This window comes from Azospirillum oleiclasticum, from assembly GCF_013423485.1.
Taxonomy (GTDB): domain Bacteria; phylum Pseudomonadota; class Alphaproteobacteria; order Azospirillales; family Azospirillaceae; genus Azospirillum; species Azospirillum oleiclasticum.
Window position 1 is genome coordinate 1 of the sequence record NZ_JABFFR010000053.1, and the last position, 20,146, is coordinate 20,146.

At 68.8% G+C, this 20,146-nt stretch carries 21 protein-coding genes; 10 read left to right on the forward strand and 11 right to left on the reverse strand.

Annotation, left to right across the window (positions count from 1 at the left end):
* Positions 1 to 745, forward strand: a 745-nt coding sequence (locus HL658_RS33495) for an NAD(P)/FAD-dependent oxidoreductase (RefSeq protein ID WP_180287712.1), incomplete at its 5' end; no start/stop codon positions are given.
* On the opposite strand, the gene HL658_RS37515 is transcribed toward HL658_RS33495, so the two are convergent.
* Positions 654 to 1,172: a replication protein RepA gene (locus HL658_RS37515; RefSeq protein ID WP_343055414.1), complete on the reverse strand. Its 519-nt coding sequence runs from the start codon at positions 1,170 to 1,172 to the stop codon at positions 654 to 656. The two genes, HL658_RS33495 and HL658_RS37515, sit on opposite strands and share 92 nt — an antisense overlap.
* A 1-nt stretch (position 1,173) precedes the next feature.
* Between HL658_RS37515 and HL658_RS37520 the strand changes: the two genes are divergently transcribed.
* Positions 1,174 to 1,599, forward strand: a complete 426-nt coding sequence (locus tag HL658_RS37520) for a hypothetical protein (protein WP_246338189.1) — start codon at positions 1,174 to 1,176, stop codon at positions 1,597 to 1,599.
* A gap of 276 nt (positions 1,600 to 1,875) precedes the next feature.
* Here the strand turns inward: HL658_RS37520 and HL658_RS33505 are convergent, their stop codons facing one another.
* A complete protein-coding gene (locus HL658_RS33505) occupies positions 1,876 to 2,790 on the reverse strand; it encodes a LysR substrate-binding domain-containing protein (protein WP_180286641.1) in 915 nt (304 codons plus the stop codon).
* 134 nt (positions 2,791 to 2,924) lie between these two features.
* Between HL658_RS33505 and HL658_RS33510 the strand changes: the two genes are divergently transcribed.
* The 7 genes from HL658_RS33510 (at position 2,925) to HL658_RS33540 (ending at position 10,623) form a co-directional block, all read left to right on the forward strand.
* A complete protein-coding gene (locus tag HL658_RS33510) occupies positions 2,925 to 3,785 on the forward strand; it encodes a fumarylacetoacetate hydrolase family protein (RefSeq protein ID WP_180286642.1) in 861 nt (286 codons plus the stop codon).
* A gap of 37 nt (positions 3,786 to 3,822) precedes the next feature.
* A complete protein-coding gene (locus HL658_RS33515; protein ID WP_180286643.1) occupies positions 3,823 to 4,782 on the forward strand; it encodes a VOC family protein in 960 nt (319 codons plus the stop codon).
* Between the two features lie 26 nt (positions 4,783 to 4,808).
* On the forward strand, positions 4,809 to 6,506 hold the full coding sequence (locus tag HL658_RS33520) for an FAD-dependent oxidoreductase (protein WP_180286644.1): 1,698 nt from the start codon (positions 4,809 to 4,811) through the stop codon (positions 6,504 to 6,506).
* 53 nt (positions 6,507 to 6,559) lie between these two features.
* Positions 6,560 to 7,618, forward strand: a complete 1,059-nt coding sequence (locus HL658_RS33525; protein ID WP_180286645.1) for a TRAP transporter substrate-binding protein — start codon at positions 6,560 to 6,562, stop codon at positions 7,616 to 7,618.
* Positions 7,615 to 8,145 (forward strand): TRAP transporter small permease subunit, encoded by a 531-nt coding sequence (locus tag HL658_RS33530; RefSeq protein WP_180286646.1) that lies wholly within the window; start codon positions 7,615 to 7,617, stop codon positions 8,143 to 8,145. The genes HL658_RS33525 and HL658_RS33530 overlap by 4 nt, the downstream gene beginning before the upstream one ends.
* The gene (locus HL658_RS33535; protein ID WP_180286647.1) at positions 8,142 to 9,440 is read left to right on the forward strand and encodes a TRAP transporter large permease; all 1,299 of its coding nucleotides are present in this window, start codon (positions 8,142 to 8,144) and stop codon (positions 9,438 to 9,440) included. The genes HL658_RS33530 and HL658_RS33535 overlap by 4 nt, the downstream gene beginning before the upstream one ends.
* 190 nt (positions 9,441 to 9,630) lie before the next feature.
* Positions 9,631 to 10,623: a fumarylacetoacetate hydrolase family protein gene (locus tag HL658_RS33540; RefSeq protein WP_180286648.1), complete on the forward strand. Its 993-nt coding sequence runs from the start codon at positions 9,631 to 9,633 to the stop codon at positions 10,621 to 10,623.
* A 143-nt stretch (positions 10,624 to 10,766) separates the two neighbouring features.
* Here HL658_RS33540 and HL658_RS33545 read toward each other — a convergent pair whose 3' ends face one another.
* Both HL658_RS33545 and HL658_RS33550 read right to left on the reverse strand, forming a co-directional pair.
* The gene (locus tag HL658_RS33545; RefSeq protein WP_180286649.1) at positions 10,767 to 10,985 is read right to left on the reverse strand and encodes a DUF4351 domain-containing protein; all 219 of its coding nucleotides are present in this window, start codon (positions 10,983 to 10,985) and stop codon (positions 10,767 to 10,769) included.
* Positions 10,986 to 11,029: 44 nt separating this feature from the next.
* Positions 11,030 to 11,479, reverse strand: coding sequence for a type II toxin-antitoxin system RelE/ParE family toxin (locus HL658_RS33550; protein WP_180286650.1), 450 nt, complete (start codon positions 11,477 to 11,479; stop codon positions 11,030 to 11,032).
* Between the two features lie 5 nt (positions 11,480 to 11,484).
* Here HL658_RS33550 and HL658_RS36760 point away from each other — a divergent pair, with 5 nt between their 5' ends.
* On the forward strand, positions 11,485 to 11,859 hold the full coding sequence (locus HL658_RS36760; RefSeq protein ID WP_211109917.1) for a hypothetical protein: 375 nt from the start codon (positions 11,485 to 11,487) through the stop codon (positions 11,857 to 11,859).
* Positions 11,860 to 12,265: 406 nt separating this feature from the next.
* On the opposite strand, the gene HL658_RS33560 is transcribed toward HL658_RS36760, so the two are convergent.
* The 7 genes from HL658_RS33560 to HL658_RS33590 all read right to left on the reverse strand — a co-directional run bounded on the left by HL658_RS33560 (position 12,266) and on the right by HL658_RS33590 (position 20,121).
* Positions 12,266 to 15,088 (reverse strand): sugar phosphate nucleotidyltransferase, encoded by a 2,823-nt coding sequence (locus tag HL658_RS33560; RefSeq protein WP_281378935.1) that lies wholly within the window; start codon positions 15,086 to 15,088, stop codon positions 12,266 to 12,268.
* On the reverse strand, positions 15,085 to 15,507 hold the full coding sequence (locus tag HL658_RS37525; RefSeq protein ID WP_246338191.1) for a hypothetical protein: 423 nt from the start codon (positions 15,505 to 15,507) through the stop codon (positions 15,085 to 15,087). The genes HL658_RS33560 and HL658_RS37525 overlap by 4 nt, the downstream gene beginning before the upstream one ends.
* Positions 15,504 to 16,076, reverse strand: coding sequence for an NUDIX domain-containing protein (locus HL658_RS33570; protein WP_180286652.1), 573 nt, complete (start codon positions 16,074 to 16,076; stop codon positions 15,504 to 15,506). Before HL658_RS33570 ends, HL658_RS37525 begins: the two co-directional genes overlap by 4 nt.
* Entirely contained in the window at positions 16,073 to 17,086 is a 1,014-nt protein-coding gene (locus HL658_RS33575; protein ID WP_180286653.1) for a GHMP family kinase ATP-binding protein, read from the reverse strand. The genes HL658_RS33570 and HL658_RS33575 overlap by 4 nt, the downstream gene beginning before the upstream one ends.
* Positions 17,087 to 17,138: 52 nt before the next feature.
* On the reverse strand, positions 17,139 to 18,221 hold the full coding sequence (locus tag HL658_RS33580) for an alpha-ketoacid dehydrogenase subunit beta (RefSeq protein WP_180286654.1): 1,083 nt from the start codon (positions 18,219 to 18,221) through the stop codon (positions 17,139 to 17,141).
* Positions 18,211 to 19,113 carry a thiamine pyrophosphate-dependent dehydrogenase E1 component subunit alpha gene (locus HL658_RS33585; protein ID WP_425485408.1) on the reverse strand — a complete coding sequence of 301 codons (903 nt, stop codon included), beginning with the start codon at positions 19,111 to 19,113 and terminating at the stop codon, positions 18,211 to 18,213. Before HL658_RS33585 ends, HL658_RS33580 begins: the two co-directional genes overlap by 11 nt.
* A 123-nt stretch (positions 19,114 to 19,236) precedes the next feature.
* Positions 19,237 to 20,121: a hypothetical protein gene (locus HL658_RS33590; RefSeq protein ID WP_180286656.1), complete on the reverse strand. Its 885-nt coding sequence runs from the start codon at positions 20,119 to 20,121 to the stop codon at positions 19,237 to 19,239.
* Positions 20,122 to 20,146: the final 25 nt, after the last annotated feature.

A 20,146-nucleotide genomic window follows, 5' to 3' on the forward strand; every position in this document is an offset into this window, starting at 1 on the left:
CGCCGCCGCCGCGCGCAAGCGCGGGCTGGACGTCACCATCCTGGAGGCGGCGGACCGTCTGCTCGCGCGGTCGGCCACGCCGCTGCTGGCGGATTTCCATGCGGATCTGCACCGCGCGCAGGGGGTGGCGGTGGAGCTGGGCGCCGCGGTGGCGGCGCTGGAAGGGCAGGACGGCCGGCTGGTCGCCGTGCGCACCGCCGACGGGCGGCGCTGGCCGGCCGATCTGGTGGTCGTGGGCATCGGGATCATCCCCGACACCGCGCTGGCCGAGGGCTGCGGGCTCGCCTGCGACGGCGGCGTGCTGGTGGACGACGGCGCGCGCACCAGCGATCCCGCCATCGTCGCGGTCGGCGACTGCACCGCCCGGCGTGTTCTGGATGGCGGGTCGCCGCTGCGCCTGGAATCGGTCCAGAACGCGGTCGAACAGGGGAAATCGGCCGCGGCGGCGCTGCTCGGCCGCGAACGCCCCTTCGTCGCGGCGCCATGGTTCTGGTCGGATCAATACGATGTGAAGCTGCAGATCGTCGGCCTGTCCGCCGGGCATGACCGGGCGGTGGTGCGCGGATCGGTGGCGGAACGGCGCTTTTCGGTCTTCTACTTCCGGAACGGGATGCTGATCGCCATCGATTCCGTCAACCGGCCGGCGGATCACCTCACCGGACGCAAGCTGCTCGACCGGAAGATCCCCCTGACGCCGGAGCAGGCGATCGACGACGGTTTCCCGCTGGCTTCGCTGGCCCGGTGAGGGCGGGGGGGCAGGCGATCCGTGTCAGCTCCCGTTCCGGGATCGGCGGCCGGGAGGGGTGCAGCACGATGCCGGTCTCGTCCACCGTCACCTTGGCTTCCGGATAGACCGCCAGCGCCTCTTTCAGGGTCGCCGTGAATTTCGGCCGGAACTGCCGCAGCAGCTTGTAGCCGGCCCCGAACTGCTGGTGCAGCGCCGCCCAGCTCACCGGTGCCGGGCCGGTGAGGGAGCGCAGCCGGTAGGCCAGCCAGATGTAGACGTCCAGGGCCGGGCTGTCGTTGGCGATCTGCATCAGCGCCGCCTCGTTGACCGGGACCGGGTGTTCCCGCAGCGCCTGGAAGAAGGCGTCGGACAGCCGCACGGTGTCCACCCACAGCCGCGGTTGCAGGTCGTCGTCCAGCTCGTGCAGCGCGATGCCCCCCTTCACGATGCTGTCCTTCGAACTTGGCGCCGCGGCTGGTCTGCAGGTACAGCAGGATCATCCGGGCCCGGCTGCCGTAGGGCACCCCGTGGACTCTGGTGACGCCGGAGGCGTCGGGCAGGGATCCGGGCTCGACCACCAGCGTGACGTTGTGCCCGACCCGTTCCCACCGGTCGGTGTCGGCCAGCCGGCGATGCGGCAGGGCGGTCAGGCAGAACCCCGAATAGGAGATGCCGAGTGCCGGGTTTTCCACCGCGAGCACCGCCGCGGCCATGTCGACGAGGTGACGTTCATCCGGTGTGACCAGACGCCTGGCCTGTTCCTGGCCGTGCTGGAGCACCAGCTGGTGAATGTCACCCATGTTCCGAACTCCACGCTGGATCATCCGATCATGGACGAGGACTGCACCGGAAAGCAATGTGGACTGTGGTGACGCAGGCTATTTGTTGGCTCGTTGATTCTCTACTATTTGCTTTGTCACCAGAGTCCACGGGATAACCCGAGTCGTGGCGAGTCGCGCGTCACCAGAGTCCACAGCCGCGTCACCAGACCCCACGGGATAAACCGCCGGGTTTGTGGATGGATCGCCGCCGGCCGGTGCCGGTTGGCCGCGAATCGGGTGGGGGCGCATCCGCTGCGAACAAGGTCCCAGCCGCTCGATCACGATCCGCCTGCGAAACCGCATGGCTTGATCGCTCAACCCGAGCGTTCAACCCGGGCGTTCCCGGTGGCGTGGCGGGGGTGCCGCCTGCCGGCAGCACTCCGCCAGCCACTCCGCCGCCGGCGTCAGGGTGAGCCCGGTACGGCGGATCATGACGATCGGTGGTGCCGGCAGCGTCTCCCGGACGCGGATGCGGGCGAGCGTACCGGTGGTCAGGGCGAAGTCGGCGAACTGCACGGGAAGCATGCCCAGCGCGTCGGAATAGGCGATCGCCATGATCATGCTGAGCGCCGACTGGGTCTGCATGACCAGCCGCGGCGGCGGCAGCCCGCGTTCCTGGAAGAGCCGGTGGAGTTCCTCCGCCGCGCGGTGGGTGATGGTGGTGGTCACCCACTCCGCCCCGCCCAGATCGACCAGCGAGGTCGCGGCGGACAGCGGATGCCCGATGCGCCCGATCACCACCCGCGTGTTCTCGAACAGCAGCTCGGCCATCAGATCCGTCGGCATGGCCCGTTCCGGCTGCGGGCCGATGTAGAAATCGACGGCCCCGGCCCGCAACCCGGCTTCCAGCGTCGGAAAGAACCCCTCGATGAGATGGAGCCGGACATCCGGATAGCGCGCGCGGAACCGTGCCAGGGCGCGCGGCAGCATCGCCATGTGCGCGGCCACGGACAGCCCGGCCACCACCGAGCCGGCGGCCGGGCCGCGGAGCTGCTCCACCTCCTCGCGCGCACGGCGGACGTCGCTCAGGATCGCCCGCGCGCGGCGGACGAACGCCTCCCCCACCGGGGTCAGCGCCATGCCGCGGGCGCGTCGCTCGAACAGGGGCGCGCCCAGCTCGTGTTCGAGCTCGTGGACGCTGCGGGTCAGCGCCGGCTGCGCCAGCCCGAGATGGCGGGCGGCGGCCCTGAGGCTGCCATGCTCGGCGATGGCGGCGATGTCGCGGAGCTGGTTCAGCTTCATCGCCAAAGCCTACAGCGATCACAATCCGGTATCAATCGGATCAATCTGTCACCTTCCGGTCATCAATTGGGCGAATAGACTGCACACCAATCAAACTGTTGACCCCGCACGCGGATACTGGAGACGAACGCGTCATGAGATTTGCCGCCTATCGCGATTCCGCCGGCACCGGCCTCGCCATCAGCCGGGATGGGGCAGCCTTCCGCGGGCTCCGCGACACGGACCCGGGTTTTCCCGGCCACCTCGACACCCTCCTGGCGATGGACGGGGCCGCCTTCGGCGCCGCCTGCGATGCCCTGTCCGCCGGGGCGCCGGTGGAGCTCGACGCGGTCACCCTGCTGCCACCCGTCGGCCGGCCCGGCAAGATCATCTGCGTCGGGCTCAACTACATCGACCATTCGGCCGAGAGCGGATTCAAACAGCCCGACTATCCCACCCTGTTCGGGCGTTTCACCTCGTCCCTGATCGGCCACGGCGCGCCGCTGCTCCGGCCGACCGTCTCCGAGCAGTTCGACTATGAGGGCGAGCTGGTGGCGATCATCGGCCGGGGAGGGCGGCACATCCCGCGCGAGCGCGCGCTGGAGCATGTGTTCGGCTATTCGATCTTCAACGACGGGTCCGTGCGCGACTACCAGTTCAAGGCGCCGCAATGGACGATGGGGAAGAATTTCGACGACACCGGCCCGTTCGGTCCCGTGGTGGTGACCGCGGACGAGCTGCCGCCGGGGGCGGCGGGGCTGCGGATCGAGACGCGGCTGAACGGCGCCGTCGTCCAGAGCTCCAACACCGACGCCCTGGTGTTCGACGTGCCCACCCTGGTGGCGATCATCAGCGAGGCGATCACGCTGGAGCCGGGCGACCTGCTGGTGACCGGCACCCCGAGCGGCGTCGGCGCGGCGCGCAAGCCGCCGCTGTGGATGAAGCCCGGCGACGTCTGCGAGGTCGAGATCGAGCGCATCGGCGTGCTGCGCAATCCCGTCGCCGACGCGGCCTGAGAACCAACGGCAAGGCACGAACAACAGGGGGGAGACGATGACCCGCATCTGCGGCCGCATGCTGCCGACCCGCCGCCCGGGCGAACTCGGCGTCCATTCCATCGACGGCTTCCATATGGTGGTGCCGGACCTGACGGACGCGCAGCGGTTCTACAGCACCTTCGGGCTCGATGTCCGCGAACGCGGCAACGGCCTCGACCTGCACACCGTCGGCCACCCGCACCGCTGGGGAACGCTGGGGGAGGGCGGGGGAAAGCGGCTGTCCCATGTCTCCTTCGGGGTCTTCGAGGACGAGTTCCCGGCCTTCAAGCGGCATCTCCAGGAGCAGGGGGTGCCGCTCGTCGATCCGCCCGCCGGCTTCGAGACGAACGGGCTGTGGTTCCGCAGCCCCGACGGGATGCTCATCGAGATCAAGGTGGCGGAGAAATCCTCGCCATCGGAGAAGACCCGGTTCGACCTCGCCAGCGCCCCGCCGGGCGCCATGGGGTCGCACCCCCGCTCCGCGTCGCAGCCGGTGAGGCCGCGCCGTCTCGCCCACATCCTGCTCTTCACGGCGGACGTTCCGGCGTCGATCGCCTTCTACGAGCGGGTGCTGGGGCTGCGGCTGTCGGACCGGTCGGGCGACATCGTCGCCTTCCTGCACGGCATCCACGGCTCCGACCACCACCTGATCGCGCTGGCGAAATCGACCGGACCCGGCCTGCACCATCTGAGCTGGGACGTCGGCTCCATCCACGAGGTCGGGTTGGGAGCGATGATGATGGCTGACCGCGGCTTCGCGCAGGGCTGGGGTCTCGGGCGGCACGTCCTCGGCTCCAACTACTTCCATTACGTGCGCGACCCGTGGGGCAGCTACGCGGAGTATTCCGCCGACATCGACTTCATCCCGGCCAATTGCGACTGGGAGGCGACGGACCATCCGCCGGAGGACTCCTTCTACATCTGGGGCCCCACCCCGCCGCCCGACTTCACCGTCAACCACGAGACCGGGGCCTGATCGCGGTGCCGCCCGTGGAAGGAGCCATGACCGCCGAGACGACGACCGCCGAAACCACCGGCGTGCTGATCGTGGGGGGCGGACCCTGTGGGCTGATGCTCGCGAACGAGCTGGGTCGACGCGGGGTGGCCACGATCCTGATCGACCAGAAACCCTCGACCGCCTTCAACCCGCAGGCGAACGCCACGCAGGCGCGCACCATGGAGCATTTCCGGCGCCTGGGCTTCGCGGACGAGATCCGTGCCCAGGGGCTGCCGCCGGAGCACCCGACCGACGTCGCCTATTTCACCCGCTTCACGGCCCATGAACTCGCCCGCTTTCCCCTGCCGGGCTCGCGCGAGGCGGCGCGGCTGATCCGGCGGAAGGACCGCGCCTGGAGTGCCGCCGAACCGGCCCACCGCGTCTCCCAGAAATTCGTCGAGGCGGTGCTGCGGCGCCATGCGGACGCCCAGCCCTCGGTGTCCGTCCGCTACGGCTGGCGTCTGTGCGCCTTTCAGGAGACCGCGGGAGGGGTGGAGGCGGAGGTCGTCCCCGAGGGAAGCGGCGAGCCGCGCCGCATCCGCGCCCTCTACCTTGTCGGTGCCGACGGCCCCCGCAGCTTCGTCCGGCGCGAACTCGGGTTTGCCTACGAGGGGGAGGGCAGCGCCGACCGCGACTTCATGGGCGGCACCATGCTGGCGCTCTATCTGCGGGCCCCCGATTTCTACGCGGCCTGCCCGCATCCGCGCGCCTGGCAATACTGGGCCTTCAACCGGGAGCGGCGCGCGGTGATGGGGGCCGTCGACGGGCGCGGCGAGTTCGCCTTCCACACCCAGCTCCGGCCGGGGGAATCGGCGGAATCCCTGAGCGACGCCGACGCCGTGGCGCTCTTCACCCAGGCCATGGGCGTGTCGATCCCGGTGGAGGTGCTGTCGCGTGACGCCTGGATCGCCGGACGCACGCTGGTCGCCAACCGCTTCCAGCAGGGACGGGTGTTCCTCGGCGGCGACGCGGTGCATCTGTTCACGCCGACCGGCGGCATGGGCTACAACACCGCCATCGAGGACGCGGTCAACCTCGGCTGGAAGCTGGCGGGCGTCGTGACCGGCCGTGCGCCGCCGTCGCTGCTGGACAGCTACGAGCTGGAACGGCGGCCGGTGGCGCTGCGCAACACCGGCTTCGCCCGCCGCTTCGCCGAATCCATCGGGCTCTACCGGCCCAGCCCGGCGCTGGAGGAGGCGGGGGAGGCCGGCGAGGCCGCCCGCCGGCGCGCCGGACTCTATCTGGAGGCGCACGCGCGCGCCGAGTTCGACATTCCCGGATTCACGCTCGGTGCGCGCTACGACGCGTCTCCGATCATCGCCGGCGACGGCAGCCCGCCGCCGCCCGACGGGCCGACGGTCTATGTGCCGACCGGAAAGCCGGGGGGGCGGGCGCCGCATCTCTGGCTGGACGAGACGCGGTCGCTCTACGACCTCTTCGGCTTCGACTGGACGCTGCTCCGGCTGGGGCCGAAGCCGCCGTCCGCGGACGCGCATGTGGAGGCGGCCCGGCGGATGGGGGTTTCCCTGACCGTCGTCGATTGCGCCGAACCCGAGGCGCAGGACCTCTACGAGACCGATCTGGTGCTGATCCGCCCGGATCAGGTGATCGCCTGGCGCCGGACCGGCGTCGACACACGGACCCCGGACGAGGTCTTCTCCATCGTGACCGGTCGGGCGCTGGTGCGCGAGATGGCCGGCTGAGGACGGCGCAGACCGTTCCGATGAACGAGAGACAAGGAAAGCGGGAGGGTTGGATGCTCAGGAACACACGACAAAGGGTATGGCGCGCCGTCCTGTGCTCGGCGGTGGCGATCGCCACCGCCGCGGTGGCGGTGCAGGCGCGGGCCGAGACGATCAAGCTCACCGTCTCGCACTATCTGCCCCCCGCCCACACCATCCACAAGGAGCTGACACGCTGGGCGGAGGAACTCGCGACGAAGTCGGACGGGCGTCTGCGCGTGAACGTCTTCCCGTCCGGCCAGATGGGACCGCCGCCGCGCCAGTTCGACCTGGCGCGCACCGGCGTGGCGGACGTGGCCTTCTTCATCCACGGCGCCCTTCCCGGCCGTTTCCCGGTGACCGAGGCGGCGCAACTGCCCTACGCCTTCAACCGCAAGGTCGATGGCGGGAGCCGCGCGCTCGGCATCGCCGACGCCTCCGCCATCCTCACCGACCTCGCCCCGCTGCTCGAGAAGGAGCATGAGGGGACGCGCATCCTCTACGCGCTCGCCTCCCCCACCATCGGCCTCTACATGCGCAAGGCGACCGTCCGCAAGCCGGCGGACATGGCCGGCCTGCGGCTGCGCCACAACGGTCCCATCACCTCGGCGATGGTCGCGGCGTGGGGCGGCAGCCCGGTGGCCCTGCCGCCGTCCGACCTCGCCGACGCCATGGACAAGGGCGTGCTCGACGGCATGGTGTTCAACTTCGAGGCGGCGCACGCCTTCCAGATGGCCAAGAGCCTGCACTCCGTCACCGACCTGAAGGCGTCGGCCGCGACCTTCGCCCTCGTCATGAACCGGGCCAAATACGACTCCCTGCCGGCCGACCTGCGCCGGCTGATCGACGAGACCACGGGTGCGGCGGCGGCGCGCCGGGTCGGCGCCCTCTACGACGAGGCGGAGGCCGCGGGGCGGCGCTATCTGGAGGACAACAAGGTCACCGTCATCGAGCCCTCGGCGGAGGAGGCCGCGGCCTTCCAGACCCTCGCGGCACCGCTCGCCGACAAGCTGGCCGGCGCCTCCGGGGATCGGGCCGTCATCCGTGACTTCCAGGCGCAGTTGAAGGCCCGTGTCGAGAAGGGCATGCCGTGAGGCCGGGTGACCCCACCCCGTCCCCGGCGAGCGCCCGGCTGCTGACGCTCCTCGCCGCCGCGGCGCTGGCGGTGATGATGCTCTGGACCATCGCCGACATCGCGCTGCGCGCGCTGCTGAACTGGCCGCTTCCGGGATCCGTCGCCGTCGTCGAGACGACGCTGGTTCTGGCCGCCCTGCTGGCCCTTGCGGACTGTCTCGGGCGCGACGAACAAATCAAGGTGGACGTGTTCGACCACAAGGTCGGCCGGCGCGGCCTGTTCGCCCTGAAGCTGCTCGGCGATCTGGCGATGCTGGCCTTCATCCTGCTGCTCGCCTACACCATGATCCAGCCGATCGCCGACGCCTGGCGTTTCTGGGACGTCAAGCCGGACATTCCCGTGCCGATCGTGTTCCTGCTGGGGGCCATCGAGCTGGCGCTGCTCGTCTCCGCCCATGTGCTGGTCCGCAAGATCCTGCGTGCGTGCCGGCCGGCGCCGGCCCGTCACCGCATCGCCGGCCTCACCCATGCCGGGGGCGGCCGATGAGCGGGACCGCGATCGGCTTCGCCGGGATGGGCGTCCTCCTCCTGCTCATCCTGGCGCGCATCCCCGTCGGGGTGGCGCTCGGGCTCGTCGGCTTCGGCGGCTATGTGGCGCTGGAGGGCTGGACCAAGGCGCAGTTCGTGTTCGGTGCGGTGCCCCTGGAGCTGGCGTCCGCCCACGCCCTGTCGGTGCTGCCCCTGTTCACGCTGATGGGGGCGCTGGCGACCCTGGCCGGGCTGTCGGCCGACCTGTTCCGCGCCAGCAACGCGGTGTTCGCGGGAACGCGCGGCTCGCTGGCGATGGCGGCGATCGGCGCCTCGGCGGCGTTCGGGGCGGTGTGCGGCTCCTCGGTCGCGACCGCGGCGACCATGGGGCGGATCTCGATCCCCGAGATGCTGCGGGCGCGCTACTCCCCCGCACTCGCCGCCGGTGCCGTGGCGGCCGGTGGAACGCTCGGCATCCTGATCCCGCCGTCCCTGATCCTGATGATCTACGCGATCATCGCGCAGCAGCCGGTGATCAAGCTGTTCGCGGCGGCCATTGTGCCCGGTCTGGTGCTGACGGCGCTCTATGTCCTGACGGTGGTGGTGTGGGCGCGCCTGCGGCCCGACGCCGCGCTGGAGATCCGGCGCGACGAGGGTGGCGGGACGGTGCGCATCCTCCTGAACGTCGCCGATGTGGCGGCGCTGTTCCTGGTGACCTTCGGCGGCATCTATCTCGGCTGGTTCTCGCCGACGGAAGCCGCCGCGGTGGGGGCCTTCGGCGCCCTGCTGCTCGGCCTCTGGCGGCGGACGCTGACGCGGTTCGGCATCCTCGACTGCTTCACCGAGACCGCGCGCATCACCGCGAACATCGTGCTGATCATCATCGGCTCGACCATCTTCTCCTACTTCGTCGTGCAGACGACCATCGCCCAGAGCATCGTCGGATGGATCGGGGCGACCGGCATGCCGCCGCTGATGGTCATGACGCTGCTGATCGTCGTGTACATCCTGCTCGGCTGTTTCCTGGAAGGCATCGGCATGGTGCTGGTGACCGTCCCGGTGTTCCTGCCGCTGGTGGTGGCGAACGGCTACGACCCGGTGTGGTTCGGGATCCTGCTGGTCATCGTGGTCGAGATCGGCCTCATCCACCCGCCGGTCGGCATGAATCTCTTCGTCATCCGCGCCCAGGCGCCGGACATCTCGCTGCGCGACATGTATCTGGGGGTGCTGCCGTTCCTGGCCGCCCCGCTGCTGCTGATCGTGCTGCTCCTGCTGTTCCCCGGCCTCGCCCTCTGGCTGGCCGCGCAGGTCTGATACCGGCGAGCGCTTGAACCGACCGTTTCAAGCGCTCGCCGGCCGCCGCGACTGCGGCGGCGGGCCCACGTGGGCGCGGGAAAGCCTGCGTGGCGTTTGAACGCAATACGGCAAGTCAATTCATTGGCTTGCCGGTCCGATCGCGGGCGCCCGGCGGGGCGCCCCTCCACCATCGACAACGGACATCATCATGAAACTCGCCACATTCCTGCTCGGCTCCGGAGAGCCGCGCGTCGGGGTCGTCGATGCCGACGCCGGGCGCCTTCTCGACCTTCGCGCCGCGGCCGGGCGCGCCGGGCTGGATGCCGCCCCCTTCGTCTCCATGCTGGCGCTCATGGACGCGGGCGAACGCGGGCTCGATACGGCACGGGCGCTGGCCGAGCGCTGCCGCGGCGACGACGGGCCGACCCACGCCCTCGACGCGATCCGCCTGCTGGCACCCGTCCCGGAGCCGCGCCAGATGCGCGACGGCATGAGCTTTCCGCTGCACATCCGGCAATCCATCCGCGGGATGCGGCGCATCGCCGCCGGGAGCGATCCGGCGGCGCTCGCGGCCATCGACGCCGAACCGCTGCCGCCGCTTCCCGATGTGTACGGGCAATTGCCGATCTACTACATCACCAACCGCCTGACCGTCGGCGGGCCCGGCGACACGGTCCGCTGGCCGCGCTACAGCCGGCTGATGGATTACGAGCTGGAACTGGGGATCTTCATCGGCCGGACCGGAGCCGACATCCCCGTGTCGCAGGCCGGCCGGCACATCTTCGGCTTCACCATCTTCAACGACTTCTCCGCCCGCGACCAGCAGGCGCGCGAGATGCCGGGCTGGCTGGGTCCCGCCAAGGGCAAGAGCTTCGACGGGGGCAACGTCCTCGGCCCGTGGATCGTCACCCCCGACGAGATCGGCGACCCCTACGCCCTGACGATGACCGCGCGCGTGAACGGCGAGACGCGCTCGCACGGCAGCTCGTCCGGGATGCTGTTCAGCTTCGAGGAGATGATCGCCCACATGTCGCAGGACGAGACGCTGCACGCGGGCGAGTTCATCGGTTCGGGAACCGTGGGGAACGGCTGCGGCCTCGAACAGAACCGCTTTCTCGACCATGGCGATGTGGTCGAGCTGGAGGTCGAGCGCATCGGTGTGCTGAGCAACCGGGTCGAGCGGCCGGCCGACCGTCCTTGAACCCGTTCCGCAAGACGGTGCGGCGTGTCCGGGGGGCGGTGCTGGCGCGAAGCGGACATCCGGCCGCAAGCGCGCCGATCGGCGCTTTGCCGGACGGGTTGGCGGACGAACCCGGCTTGTCGTCGCTCGGGTGGGTTGTCCGCTCAGTGCGCGTCGAACACCCGCTCCAGGGTGGGGGCATCCAAGGCAGCGTCGGTCCAGGCGTCGAGCTCCTCCAGGGACGCGGCCTCGATGCGCGCCCGCACGCCGGGGGGCAGCTCTCCGAACTTCCGGCTGAGCAACCGGCACAGGCTCGCCGCTTGTCCCTTGGCCATCCCGTGTTTGAACGCCTCGGCCTTGACCTGCTCCAGGGCAATCGACATGACACGCTCCTCCGGCCACATGGCGAGTCACCGGGCCTGCGGGCTCATGGGGCGAAGCCCCCGCGCGCGGTGAGCGCCGCGGCGTCCCGGGCGCCATGCAGCACGCGCACGATGACCACCGCGTCGTCGGTGGCGCGGAAATGGATGGCGTAGGCGCCGTGGAAGGTGACGCACAGACCGAGGGCCAGATGGTCGCGGGCGGCCGCGGCCTGAGGAAAACGGCGCAGCGGCTGGAAGGCGGCCTCGACGGCGTGGATGAAGTCCGTCGCCACCGCCTCGGAGGCTTCGGTGGCGAGATGGGCCCAGAGGTCGGCGAGGTCGGCCTTGAGATCGGCCAGCGCGTGCTGCTGCTGGTCGCGCTTGCGCGCCCAGTCGCCCAACGCCTCGCGTACCACCGCGCTGCTCGACGCGTAGTCGCCGCCGGCGACCGCGCCCTTGACGGCGGCGGCTATGGCGGCCGGTAGGGTGACGGTCAGGCGTTCACGGTCGGCCATGGAGGGTGCTCCGGCGGCGGGGCAACGCCTCATACTTCGTCACCGCGGCGGGGCGCGTCAACCGCGGCCGCGGCGGCGGCGCCGAACCGCTGATAACGGGGCTTATCACACATAAGACGGGGGCGGTCGCCCGCGCGGGCGCGGTGGACCCGGCCCGGGTCCTCGCCGGTCTGCCCCACCCCAGCGGCGCCAACGCCGAGCGCATCGCCTTCTTCCTCGGCCGCAAGCCGCGCGAGCGGCTGTCGGGGAAGGTGGACGCGGACACCATCCTGCGCGCGCCACGCTCGAAGCCAAACTTGCGGCTTGGTCCTGACCGATTTGACCAGCCGTCGCCGCTTCTCTGGCCGGTTCGGGAAAATTTCTCTCAATTGAACTTATGATCCCGTCGAGCCCGGCGACCAACCAAGTGGAGCGGCTCATCTCGACGACAACGACAAGGGTTTCATCCGGAGCGAGTGCGGCCGTCGCACGGCCAAGGTCGGGTTGCTGCTGCATGGGAATGTCTCCATCGGGCCGACATGCGCCAGTGGTCCATTCCTCCGGCGCTCCCATAGCATCTGGAAACCATCGCCCCGCTCAGCGGTGATCCCACAATCATGCTGCCCAACGCGTCCGCATGACAAGACCGGCCAGATCAGCCGGTGACCTGTAGAGTGACCCAGCTCCTAAACCACGCCTCGGGGCACGATCTCAGTTCGGTATCACAGCCCGCGCTCCGCACATACACGCTCGCAGCGAACCTCTGTCCAACGGCTTGGTCGATCAACTTTGGCGATTTTTGCACAGCTATGTGGTCACTGGGCCCGGCCAGTTGTCAAGCGCCGACGCCAGATCCGTGATGTCGAAGCGGCTGGTCCAAAGCGTCGGATCGGTCGGGTCGAGAAAGGTGTCCTCTCCCCACAGCCGGATGAAGTCAACGCCGGCGTAATGGCTGATGCAGTCGTAATGCTGGTTCGAGGGGTTGGGTCTGTGGAAGGTCGGGGTCAGCTCGATGTAGCGGGCGCCCGGCCGGCAGAACACCACATTGCCGTATTGCGCGCCGATAGGCGAGACGATGGTCCGGGCCGAGCGGAAGACACGGACGGTCTCGCGGAAATCGAGCTTTTCGGGGAACATGACGGTGAAGCCGCGCGCCTCTAGAAAAGCGGACACCTCCTCGTCGTTGTCGACTCGGTGGCGCAGCGGCCGGTAATGCCGGCGGGACAGGTATACCCACTCCGGACCGTCCTCCCGTCCGAACAGCCCCGCCTGTTCCGCCCGCCGGGCCAGTCCGGGCACGATGGTGTGATAGGGCGCGCGGCCCGGCACCTCGGCATCGGCGAAATGGACGATGGCGTTCCGGCCGGCGCTCACGGCCATGTCATGGAAGGCGCGGTCGGGAAACAGCAAGCGTGCGATGGCCCCGAAGTCCCCATGCAGGGGAAAGGTGTGGACCGGTCGGCTGCGGTCGCCGAACCGCTCCGCCACCATCAGCTTGCCCAGGGTGTCGAGCAGGAAATGGCCATAGTTGAAGCTGCCGCCAATGACAGTGGCGGGGGTGTCGACATGGAGCGTCGGCAGGGCCGTGCTGCGGGTCCACACCGGGAAGGCCAGCGGATCGTCAGGGGGGAAATAGAAGGCCTCCCCGTGCGGACCCGTGGCCGGACGCTCGTAGACCATCTCAGCCAGATAAGCGTCGTCGGTGATCAGGGAGGCGCTGCTGCAGTGCTCGGCCAGCGAGAGCGTCGCCCGGCACCGGCGGACTAGGCGAAGCGGCGCCAGCGCCTCCTCGGCGCGGGCGACGCTGGCGGCGACATGCCAGGGCGCCCCTACGGAACGGACGGGGGGTGCCGGCGCGGGATACTCCTCCACCGGAATCCCCTGGGCCTGGAAGAACTCCGGAAAGCGGGCCGGCCACAGGCAACGGACACGCGCCGCATCGATCGCGATGCCGTAATGGCGGGCCTGGGCCTTGCGGAAATGCCGGACCAGCCGGCGCCGGCACGCTTCGAGCCGGTCCTCGGAAACGCTCTCGCCGGCAAGGCGGGCCGTCTCGACCAGGGCCAAGCCGAAGGTCGGGTAATGTTCCGGGTCCAGCCGCTCGGCCTCGGCGAACGAATGTCCGGCCTCCGCCACGTCCCCCGCCGAAAAGGCCACGCATCCCAGGCTGAAATGGACCAGCGGAGAGCCGGGGGTGATCGTCGCGGCCCGGCGGTACTGGGAAGCGGCCGCGTCCAGTCGGTGGGCGTAGTAATGGATGTGTCCGAGGTTGCGGTAGGTTTCCGCGCGTTCGGGCGCGAGCGTGAGTGCCGCGCCATAGGCGGCGACCGCCCCGGCGTCGTCGCCGCGGGCCCGCAGACAGCGCGCGAGATTGCGCCATGCCTCGGCTTCCTGGGGCGCGCGGGCGATGGCGGTACGATAGGATGCGATCGCGTCACCCAGCCGGCCGAGAGCGAACAGGGCGCCGCCGAGGTGGCGCCACGCCAGCCAGTCGCCGGCATCGGCCCGCGTCGCCGCGCCCAGCGCCTCCACGGCATCCTGGAACGCGCCCGCGGCGAACAGGGCGAACCCCAGCCGCCGCAGATCGACCGGATCCCCCTCCGCGGACAGCGCCCGATAGCGATCCACGGCGTTGTCGAGCCGGCCCAGGAGCAGGGCGGCGTCGGCCACGACCCGGTGCATGGCGACGGGAAGCTCCGCGCGGTGCCCGGCCGGCCGTTCCATCACCGCAAGAAGGCGGGCATCCGCCCGGCCTGGCCCGAACAGCGCGTCCTGATTGGGGGGATGGTGAGGTTCCGCCGCTTCGGGGTTCCGTTCCAGCACCAGGGCAAGCCGCGCGGCATGCTCGTCCGCCTCAAGGTCCGCCTCTTCGGCGATGGTGTTCCCGCGGGGCGGCAGGGCTCCTGCGAATTCATCGGCCATGACCAAGCTTTCCGGCGTGCCGATGTCGAGGAAGCGGCCGTCGACAGGAAGGCCCAGAAGGCGATCGGCACGGGCCAGCAGGTCGCGTTCGAGGGATGATGGTCGGTTCTCCGGCAAAGACAGGACCATGGCCCGGGACAGCAGATATACGCCGGCGTTGATCAGGCCGGGTCCGGTTCCCCTCTTCTCATGGAAGGCCGCAATCCGGCCCGCGGCGTCCAACTCCACCCGGCCGTATCGCGCGGTGTCGTCCACCCGGACCAGCGTCACCACGCCGGGGCCACCGCTACGGAAACAGTCCAGGAGCGCGGTTAGGTCCACATCCACCAGACTGTCGCCGTTCATGACCAGTGCCGGATCGGACCGGGACCGCAGCATCGCCAGGCGAGCCGAGCCGCCGGTGCCCAGAGGCGCCGATTCCACCGACCGGTCGAGGGTGATGCCCAAGGCGCGGGCGATGGGTTCGAGCGCCTCGGCCGTCGCCTCCGCGTGGTGCCCCAGAGCCAGCACCACGTGACGGACGCCCTGGGCCGCAAGCTGGCGCAGGAGATGCGCGGCGAAGGGACGCCCGGCCACCGGCGCCACCACCTTCTGGACACCGGGCAGGACTCCGCCCAACCGGGTTCCCAGCCCCCCGGCAAGGATTATGGCGGAAACATCCGCCAGGGTGCGGGCGGAAGGGGCTGCGCTTGTATGATCTCCACTCATCGGACCACCCCCTGGTAGGATGGTTGCCCTGATGGCCGGGAGAGGGCCGTCGCGGCCTCGCCGAGCACGGCAACGACATCGCCTGCCTGCTCGACGAGCACGACGTCGGCTCGCCGCCGACCTCCATCGACGGCATTGCCCCAGGAACCGCCGCACGCCTCATCGCCGAACTCGGCGATCCCGCCCGCTTCGACAGCGCCGCCGTCCTGTCCGCCTATGTCGGGGTGATCCCGGCGCTGTGGCAGTCCGGCAAACGACGGCCCACCTGTGCCGAAATCTCGACCATTGGCAACGCACGCCTGCGCTCCAAGGGAAAGCCCGCCCTCGTCGCCGTCTACGCCGTCGCAAAGGCCCGAAAGCACTTCGAGCCAAAACTTGCCGCCTGAACAAAACGCTTGCTCAGCGTGAAAATATCTCATGACACTTCGCCCAGTTGGCGCAGGTATAGAAGAAAGCCGCACAGTACCCCCAGCACCACCGGCGCCCCGGCGTCGGCCACCCGTGCCCGGACCTCGTCCGGGGTCAGCCATGCCGCCTCCATCGCTTCCAGGTCGCCGCTCGTGGTGCCGCCGACGACGTTCAGCTCTCGCGCCATGAAATAATGCTCGGTGCTGCAATGGTAGTTGGCGTTGGTGACGGCGTGGTGAAGCGCCCGCCAGGACGCGGCGGCGAGTCCCGTCTCCTCCCGCAGTTCCCGGCGGGCGGCGTCCAACGGCGTTTCGCCGGGGTCGATCGCCCCGCCGGGGAGGGTGAGGTCGACGCGGCCGTGTCCATGCTTGTAACCGTTGAGCACCAGAAGCCGCTCCGCCCCGTCCACAGCCAGGATCACGGCCACATCCTGCAACCGTATCCGGTGGTAGTCGTCGATCTCCCGGCCATCGGGCAGCCGCACCCGTTGCACGGCGATCCGCATCCAGGGGTCGCGGCGCAGCAGCTCCCGCTCCTCCAGCACCTGCCAAGCGGCAGGCTCGCGCGCGCCGGCGTTCACGCAGGAATCCGCGCGCGCGCGCCCGTTCCTGTATTGGGCAACAGGGTCGAGCCATGCTCCTCGAACTGGAAGGGAACGTGCAGCAGGTCCCGCAGTGCCTCTCTCACCTCGTCCCGCCGCTCCGGTGGCACGTAGAACAGCATGAAGCCCGAGGTTCCGGCCCCCAGGAGCTTTCCGCCCAGGGCACCCGCCTGTTGGGCGCGGTCGTAGACGCTATCAACCATCTCGTTGCTGACCAAGGCGCTGAGTTGGCGCTTCAGTCGCCATGTGCGGTCCAGCAGCCGCCCGAAATCGTCCAGGTCGCCCCCCAGCAGCACCCGTTCGGCCTCGTCGACCAGATCCCGCATCTGGTGAAGCTGCTCCTCGCGGGCGGGGATGTTGGCGATGACGTCGGTGGCGATGTCGGAGGCCAAGCGGCTCAGGCCCGTGTAGAACAGCATCAGCCGCTCCTGCAACGCCTGCGACCGCTTGGCGGTGATCGCCAGAGGGGTCACGCGGATTGCACCGTCACGGCTGAAATCGATAACGTTGAAGCCGCCGTGGGCGGCGGCGGCCTGATCCTGCGAGCCCACGCTTTCCCGGAGGCGCTCCTGTTCCAGCTCGATGGCCAGCGCCGCCAGCCGTGCGGGGTCGGGCGTCTCGCCACGCATGGCCAGAAGGGCGTGGATCAGACCCACCGCGAAGGAGGAGCTGGAGCCCATGCCGGTGCGGGCCGGCAGGTCACCCTGGTGGTGGATCTCCACCCCCGTGGCATCCGTGAAGCCGAGAAAACGCAGTCCTTCCCGCACCGCTGGATGCAGGATCTCCCGGATCGACTGCACCGTCTCGATGTGCGACCAGACGATGCGGTGGCGGATGTTGAAGAAAGGCGGCAGGAAGCGCGCGCTGATGTGGCAGTACTTGTCGATCGAGGTGGAGATGACCCGCCCGCCATGCCGGCGGTACCAGGCCGGATAGTCGGTTCCGCCCCCGAAGAAGGAAATCCGGTAGGGAGTGCGGCTGATGATCATGGGAGCCATCTCCTCTTGAGGACGCCTGATGCCCGGGCGTTCGCCGCCCCGATCAGAACGGCCCTTTGAAGCGCTTGTAGACGTCGGCCATCGAGCGTTCGTCCGGCAGGGGGATCCCATGGTTCCCGCCGCGGACCAGCCGGGCAGCCCGGTCCACCAGATCGCGCAGGCTGGGATAGAAGACATCCTCGAGGCTCTTGGCGGTGGGGCAGCTGGCCGGGGCCATGCCCAGCGTGGCGACCGGCGCCTTGAGCGCGGACGGGTCGCGTTCCGCGACGATCCGGCAGATCTCCGCCGCGGTTCCGTAGGGCAGCCAGCTGGTGTCGGCCACCAGCAGGCGGCCGGTGCGGCGCACGCTGTCCATGATCAGATCGTGATCGGGATGGGACACGCAGTGCAGATCGATGATCTCGGCCTCGATCCCGAAATCGGCCAGATGCCGGGCGGCGCGCTGGGCCTCGAGCGTCATGATGGAGGTGGCCACGATGGTCAGGTCGCGACCCCGGCGGATCCGGCGGGAGGTCAGCGGATCGGCTGGCATCTCCTCGTCCATATGGAAGTCCAGCCCGTACATCAGGCGGTGCTCGATGCACAGGATCGGGTTGCGGACGTGCCGCACCGCGTGGGCGTAGGTGGACAGGATCGCGCGCGGCGAGCTGGGCGTCACCACGATCAGGCCGGGGATGTGGGCGAACAGGGACTGCGGACTCTGCGAGTGCTGCGCCCCCTGTCCCCAGCTCCGCCCGACCACCATGCGGATCATCATCGGCACCTCGAAGCACCCGCCGAACATGTAGCGGTACTTGGCGGCGAGGTTGACGATCTGGTTCATGGCCAGCAGGACGAAATCGGCCCGGATGTGGGTCATGATGGGATAGAGGCCGTTCAGCGCCGCGCCGATCGCGATGCCGGTCATTCCCTCCTCCGCCAGGGGCGTGTCGAAGACACGGTCGGCACCGAACTCCCCGGCCAGCCCGAGGGTGGTGCCGAAGGTGCCCTTGTGGTCGTCCACCCCCTGTCCCATGATGATCGTGTCGGGGCGGCAGGCCAGGGCGTCGCGCATGGCCAGCCGCAGCGCCTCACCGTAGGACAGGGTGTCCGGCATGGCGCCGGTGTTCAGGCTTTCAGAGGACATCGGTCAGCAACTCCTCGGGACCGGGCCACGGGCTGTCGTCGGCGAAGGCCATCGCCGCTTCGATCTCGGCGAGAAGCGCCGGCGTCATCCGGTCCACCAGATCGCGGTGTACGGTCAGGGGATCCGTCGCCTGCCACGCCAGCATGGCCGCGTCGTCGCGATAGCCGGCATCGAAATCGGTTCCCGGTCCGACATGCTCGCGGAACCGGCAGGTGTGGATCTCCAGGAACTCCGGCCCGCCGCCGGCGCGGACGCGCGCGGCGGTCGCCGCGGTCAGGTCGCGGATCCCCATCATGTCATGGCCGCGTTCCAGGCTGTGCGTCGGCACCCCGTAGGCGGCCGCCAGCGTCCCGATGCGGTACGCCTGCCGGGCGGCCAGCGGGGAATGCACCGCGTATCCGTTGTTCTCGCACAGGAAGAGGACCGGCAGCCTGTGGAGGGCGGCGAAATTGATGGATTCGTGGAAGACGCCCTCTTCGGTGGCGCCGTCGCCGAACACCGCCACCGCGATCTGGCCGGTGCCGCGCCGGCGCGCCGCCAGGGCGGCGCCGACGGCGTGGGGGATGTTGCTGGCGACCACCGCCGAACTGCCCATGAAACCGACCTCGGGGGCGCTCAGATGCATGGACCCCGCCTTGCCCTTCGCCCCGCCGGTGGCCTTGCCGTACAGCTCGGCGAACATGCGCTTCAGGTCGCCGCCCTTGGCCAGGTAGAACGCGTGGCTTCTGTAGGTGCCGAAAAGCGGATCGTCGCGGCGCAGCGCCGCACACACCCCGACCGCCACATGCTCCTGCCCGATCGAGAGATGAACGGGGCTTTGTATCCTGTCGGAATGATAAATCTCTATGATTTTTTCCTCGACAAGACGAATTTTCAAAGCATCATACATCATTGATTCGAAAGAAACTTTCGAATCATCATCCGATTTTCCTTCTGAATCGGTGAATGCCATTTCAAAAACCCTCCACAACAATCATTGCAACAAAGAACATCGCCGTATCTACCTGCATTGCTCCTATTTTACATATGACATGTCGTACCCGAGCTTGTCGTACGCCTCGCCCAGACCCTTGTATTGCATGGCGAGGGCGAAGAACCGCCGTTGCCAGTCCGACCAGCTTTTGTACTGGAGAAAGCCGGCGCGCTCCGTCGCGCTTGTGAACCGCTTGGGCTGATTCAAAACCGATTCGATGAAGGTCTGGTCAGGGGGAATCCGCCCATCGGTTATGAAATTGAAGAGATGGTAGAAATTATCGATCTCATTGGTAAGCCGCTCCATAAGATAGACCGGCATACCGGTGTGAAGATTGACGGAGTCCCGGTTGCGTATGACCAGGACCGACAAGACGAATGTCATATCATGCGGATTTTCGAGATCGAAGCCGGCGGCATTCAGGATTCCCGAATATTCCGGATGGGCCGCCAGGTTTGCTTTCACGAAACCACGATTTCGCTCAATGAGCAGCTTGCGCACATCTGGATTGACACGAGGATCGAACGACTTCATGTTTTGATTGTGTATTGACATGGCCCGGATGACCGGGTGCCGCGTTATGGTGGCGATGCGGTAACGGCGGCGGTAATTCTCCGGGCGCAGGTAGGGTATCGCGCCGTTGTAGCCATGAATGCTCCCGATCACCGGTTCCGGCCGCTGCTCCTCCAGAAGGTCGAAATACTCATCAAGAGGAAGATCGCTCTCGCTGCGCAACGCAACCCCCGGCGTCCCCTTGAAGTCCGGGTTGAGCGTCCGGTCGACCTTGACAGGTGTCGTGTCGATGCCGTGGGTCGTCAAGACCTCCGGATGACGGTTCAGCGCTTCCGATATCCAATTGGTGGCCGTCCGCCCGCAGCTTTCCAACAGGAAGTATGTTTTATCTACTGCTGCGGCGCCGTCCGTCATGTCTTAAATCCTGTGCTCTCGGTGG

What these genes read in the sequence shown, in the direction of transcription:
- HL658_RS33575 (WP_180286653.1), bottom strand. Translation starts at nt 17,086, where the DNA reads ATGATCATCAGCCGCACTCCCTACCGGATTTCCTTCTTCGGGGGCGGA.
- HL658_RS33560 (WP_281378935.1), bottom strand. Translation starts at nt 15,088, where the DNA reads ATGAGTGGAGATCATACAAGCGCAGCCCCTTCCGCCCGCACCCTGGCG.
- HL658_RS33550 (WP_180286650.1), bottom strand. Translation starts at nt 11,479, where the DNA reads ATGGCCGACCGTGAACGCCTGACCGTCACCCTACCGGCCGCCATAGCC.
- HL658_RS33520 (WP_180286644.1), top strand. Translation starts at nt 4,809, where the DNA reads ATGACCGCCGAGACGACGACCGCCGAAACCACCGGCGTGCTGATCGTG.
- HL658_RS37525 (WP_246338191.1), bottom strand. Translation starts at nt 15,507, where the DNA reads ATGAGATATTTTCACGCTGAGCAAGCGTTTTGTTCAGGCGGCAAGTTT.
- HL658_RS33535 (WP_180286647.1), top strand. Translation starts at nt 8,142, where the DNA reads ATGAGCGGGACCGCGATCGGCTTCGCCGGGATGGGCGTCCTCCTCCTG.
- HL658_RS33510 (WP_180286642.1), top strand. Translation starts at nt 2,925, where the DNA reads ATGAGATTTGCCGCCTATCGCGATTCCGCCGGCACCGGCCTCGCCATC.
- HL658_RS33515 (WP_180286643.1), top strand. Translation starts at nt 3,823, where the DNA reads ATGACCCGCATCTGCGGCCGCATGCTGCCGACCCGCCGCCCGGGCGAA.
- HL658_RS33585 (WP_425485408.1), bottom strand. Translation starts at nt 19,113, where the DNA reads ATGATGTATGATGCTTTGAAAATTCGTCTTGTCGAGGAAAAAATCATA.
- HL658_RS33580 (WP_180286654.1), bottom strand. Translation starts at nt 18,221, where the DNA reads ATGTCCTCTGAAAGCCTGAACACCGGCGCCATGCCGGACACCCTGTCC.
- HL658_RS33545 (WP_180286649.1), bottom strand. Translation starts at nt 10,985, where the DNA reads ATGTCGATTGCCCTGGAGCAGGTCAAGGCCGAGGCGTTCAAACACGGG.
- HL658_RS33590 (WP_180286656.1), bottom strand. Translation starts at nt 20,121, where the DNA reads ATGACGGACGGCGCCGCAGCAGTAGATAAAACATACTTCCTGTTGGAA.
- HL658_RS33540 (WP_180286648.1), top strand. Translation starts at nt 9,631, where the DNA reads ATGAAACTCGCCACATTCCTGCTCGGCTCCGGAGAGCCGCGCGTCGGG.
- HL658_RS33505 (WP_180286641.1), bottom strand. Translation starts at nt 2,790, where the DNA reads ATGAAGCTGAACCAGCTCCGCGACATCGCCGCCATCGCCGAGCATGGC.
- HL658_RS33525 (WP_180286645.1), top strand. Translation starts at nt 6,560, where the DNA reads ATGCTCAGGAACACACGACAAAGGGTATGGCGCGCCGTCCTGTGCTCG.
- HL658_RS37520 (WP_246338189.1), top strand. Translation starts at nt 1,174, where the DNA reads ATGCTGTCCTTCGAACTTGGCGCCGCGGCTGGTCTGCAGGTACAGCAG.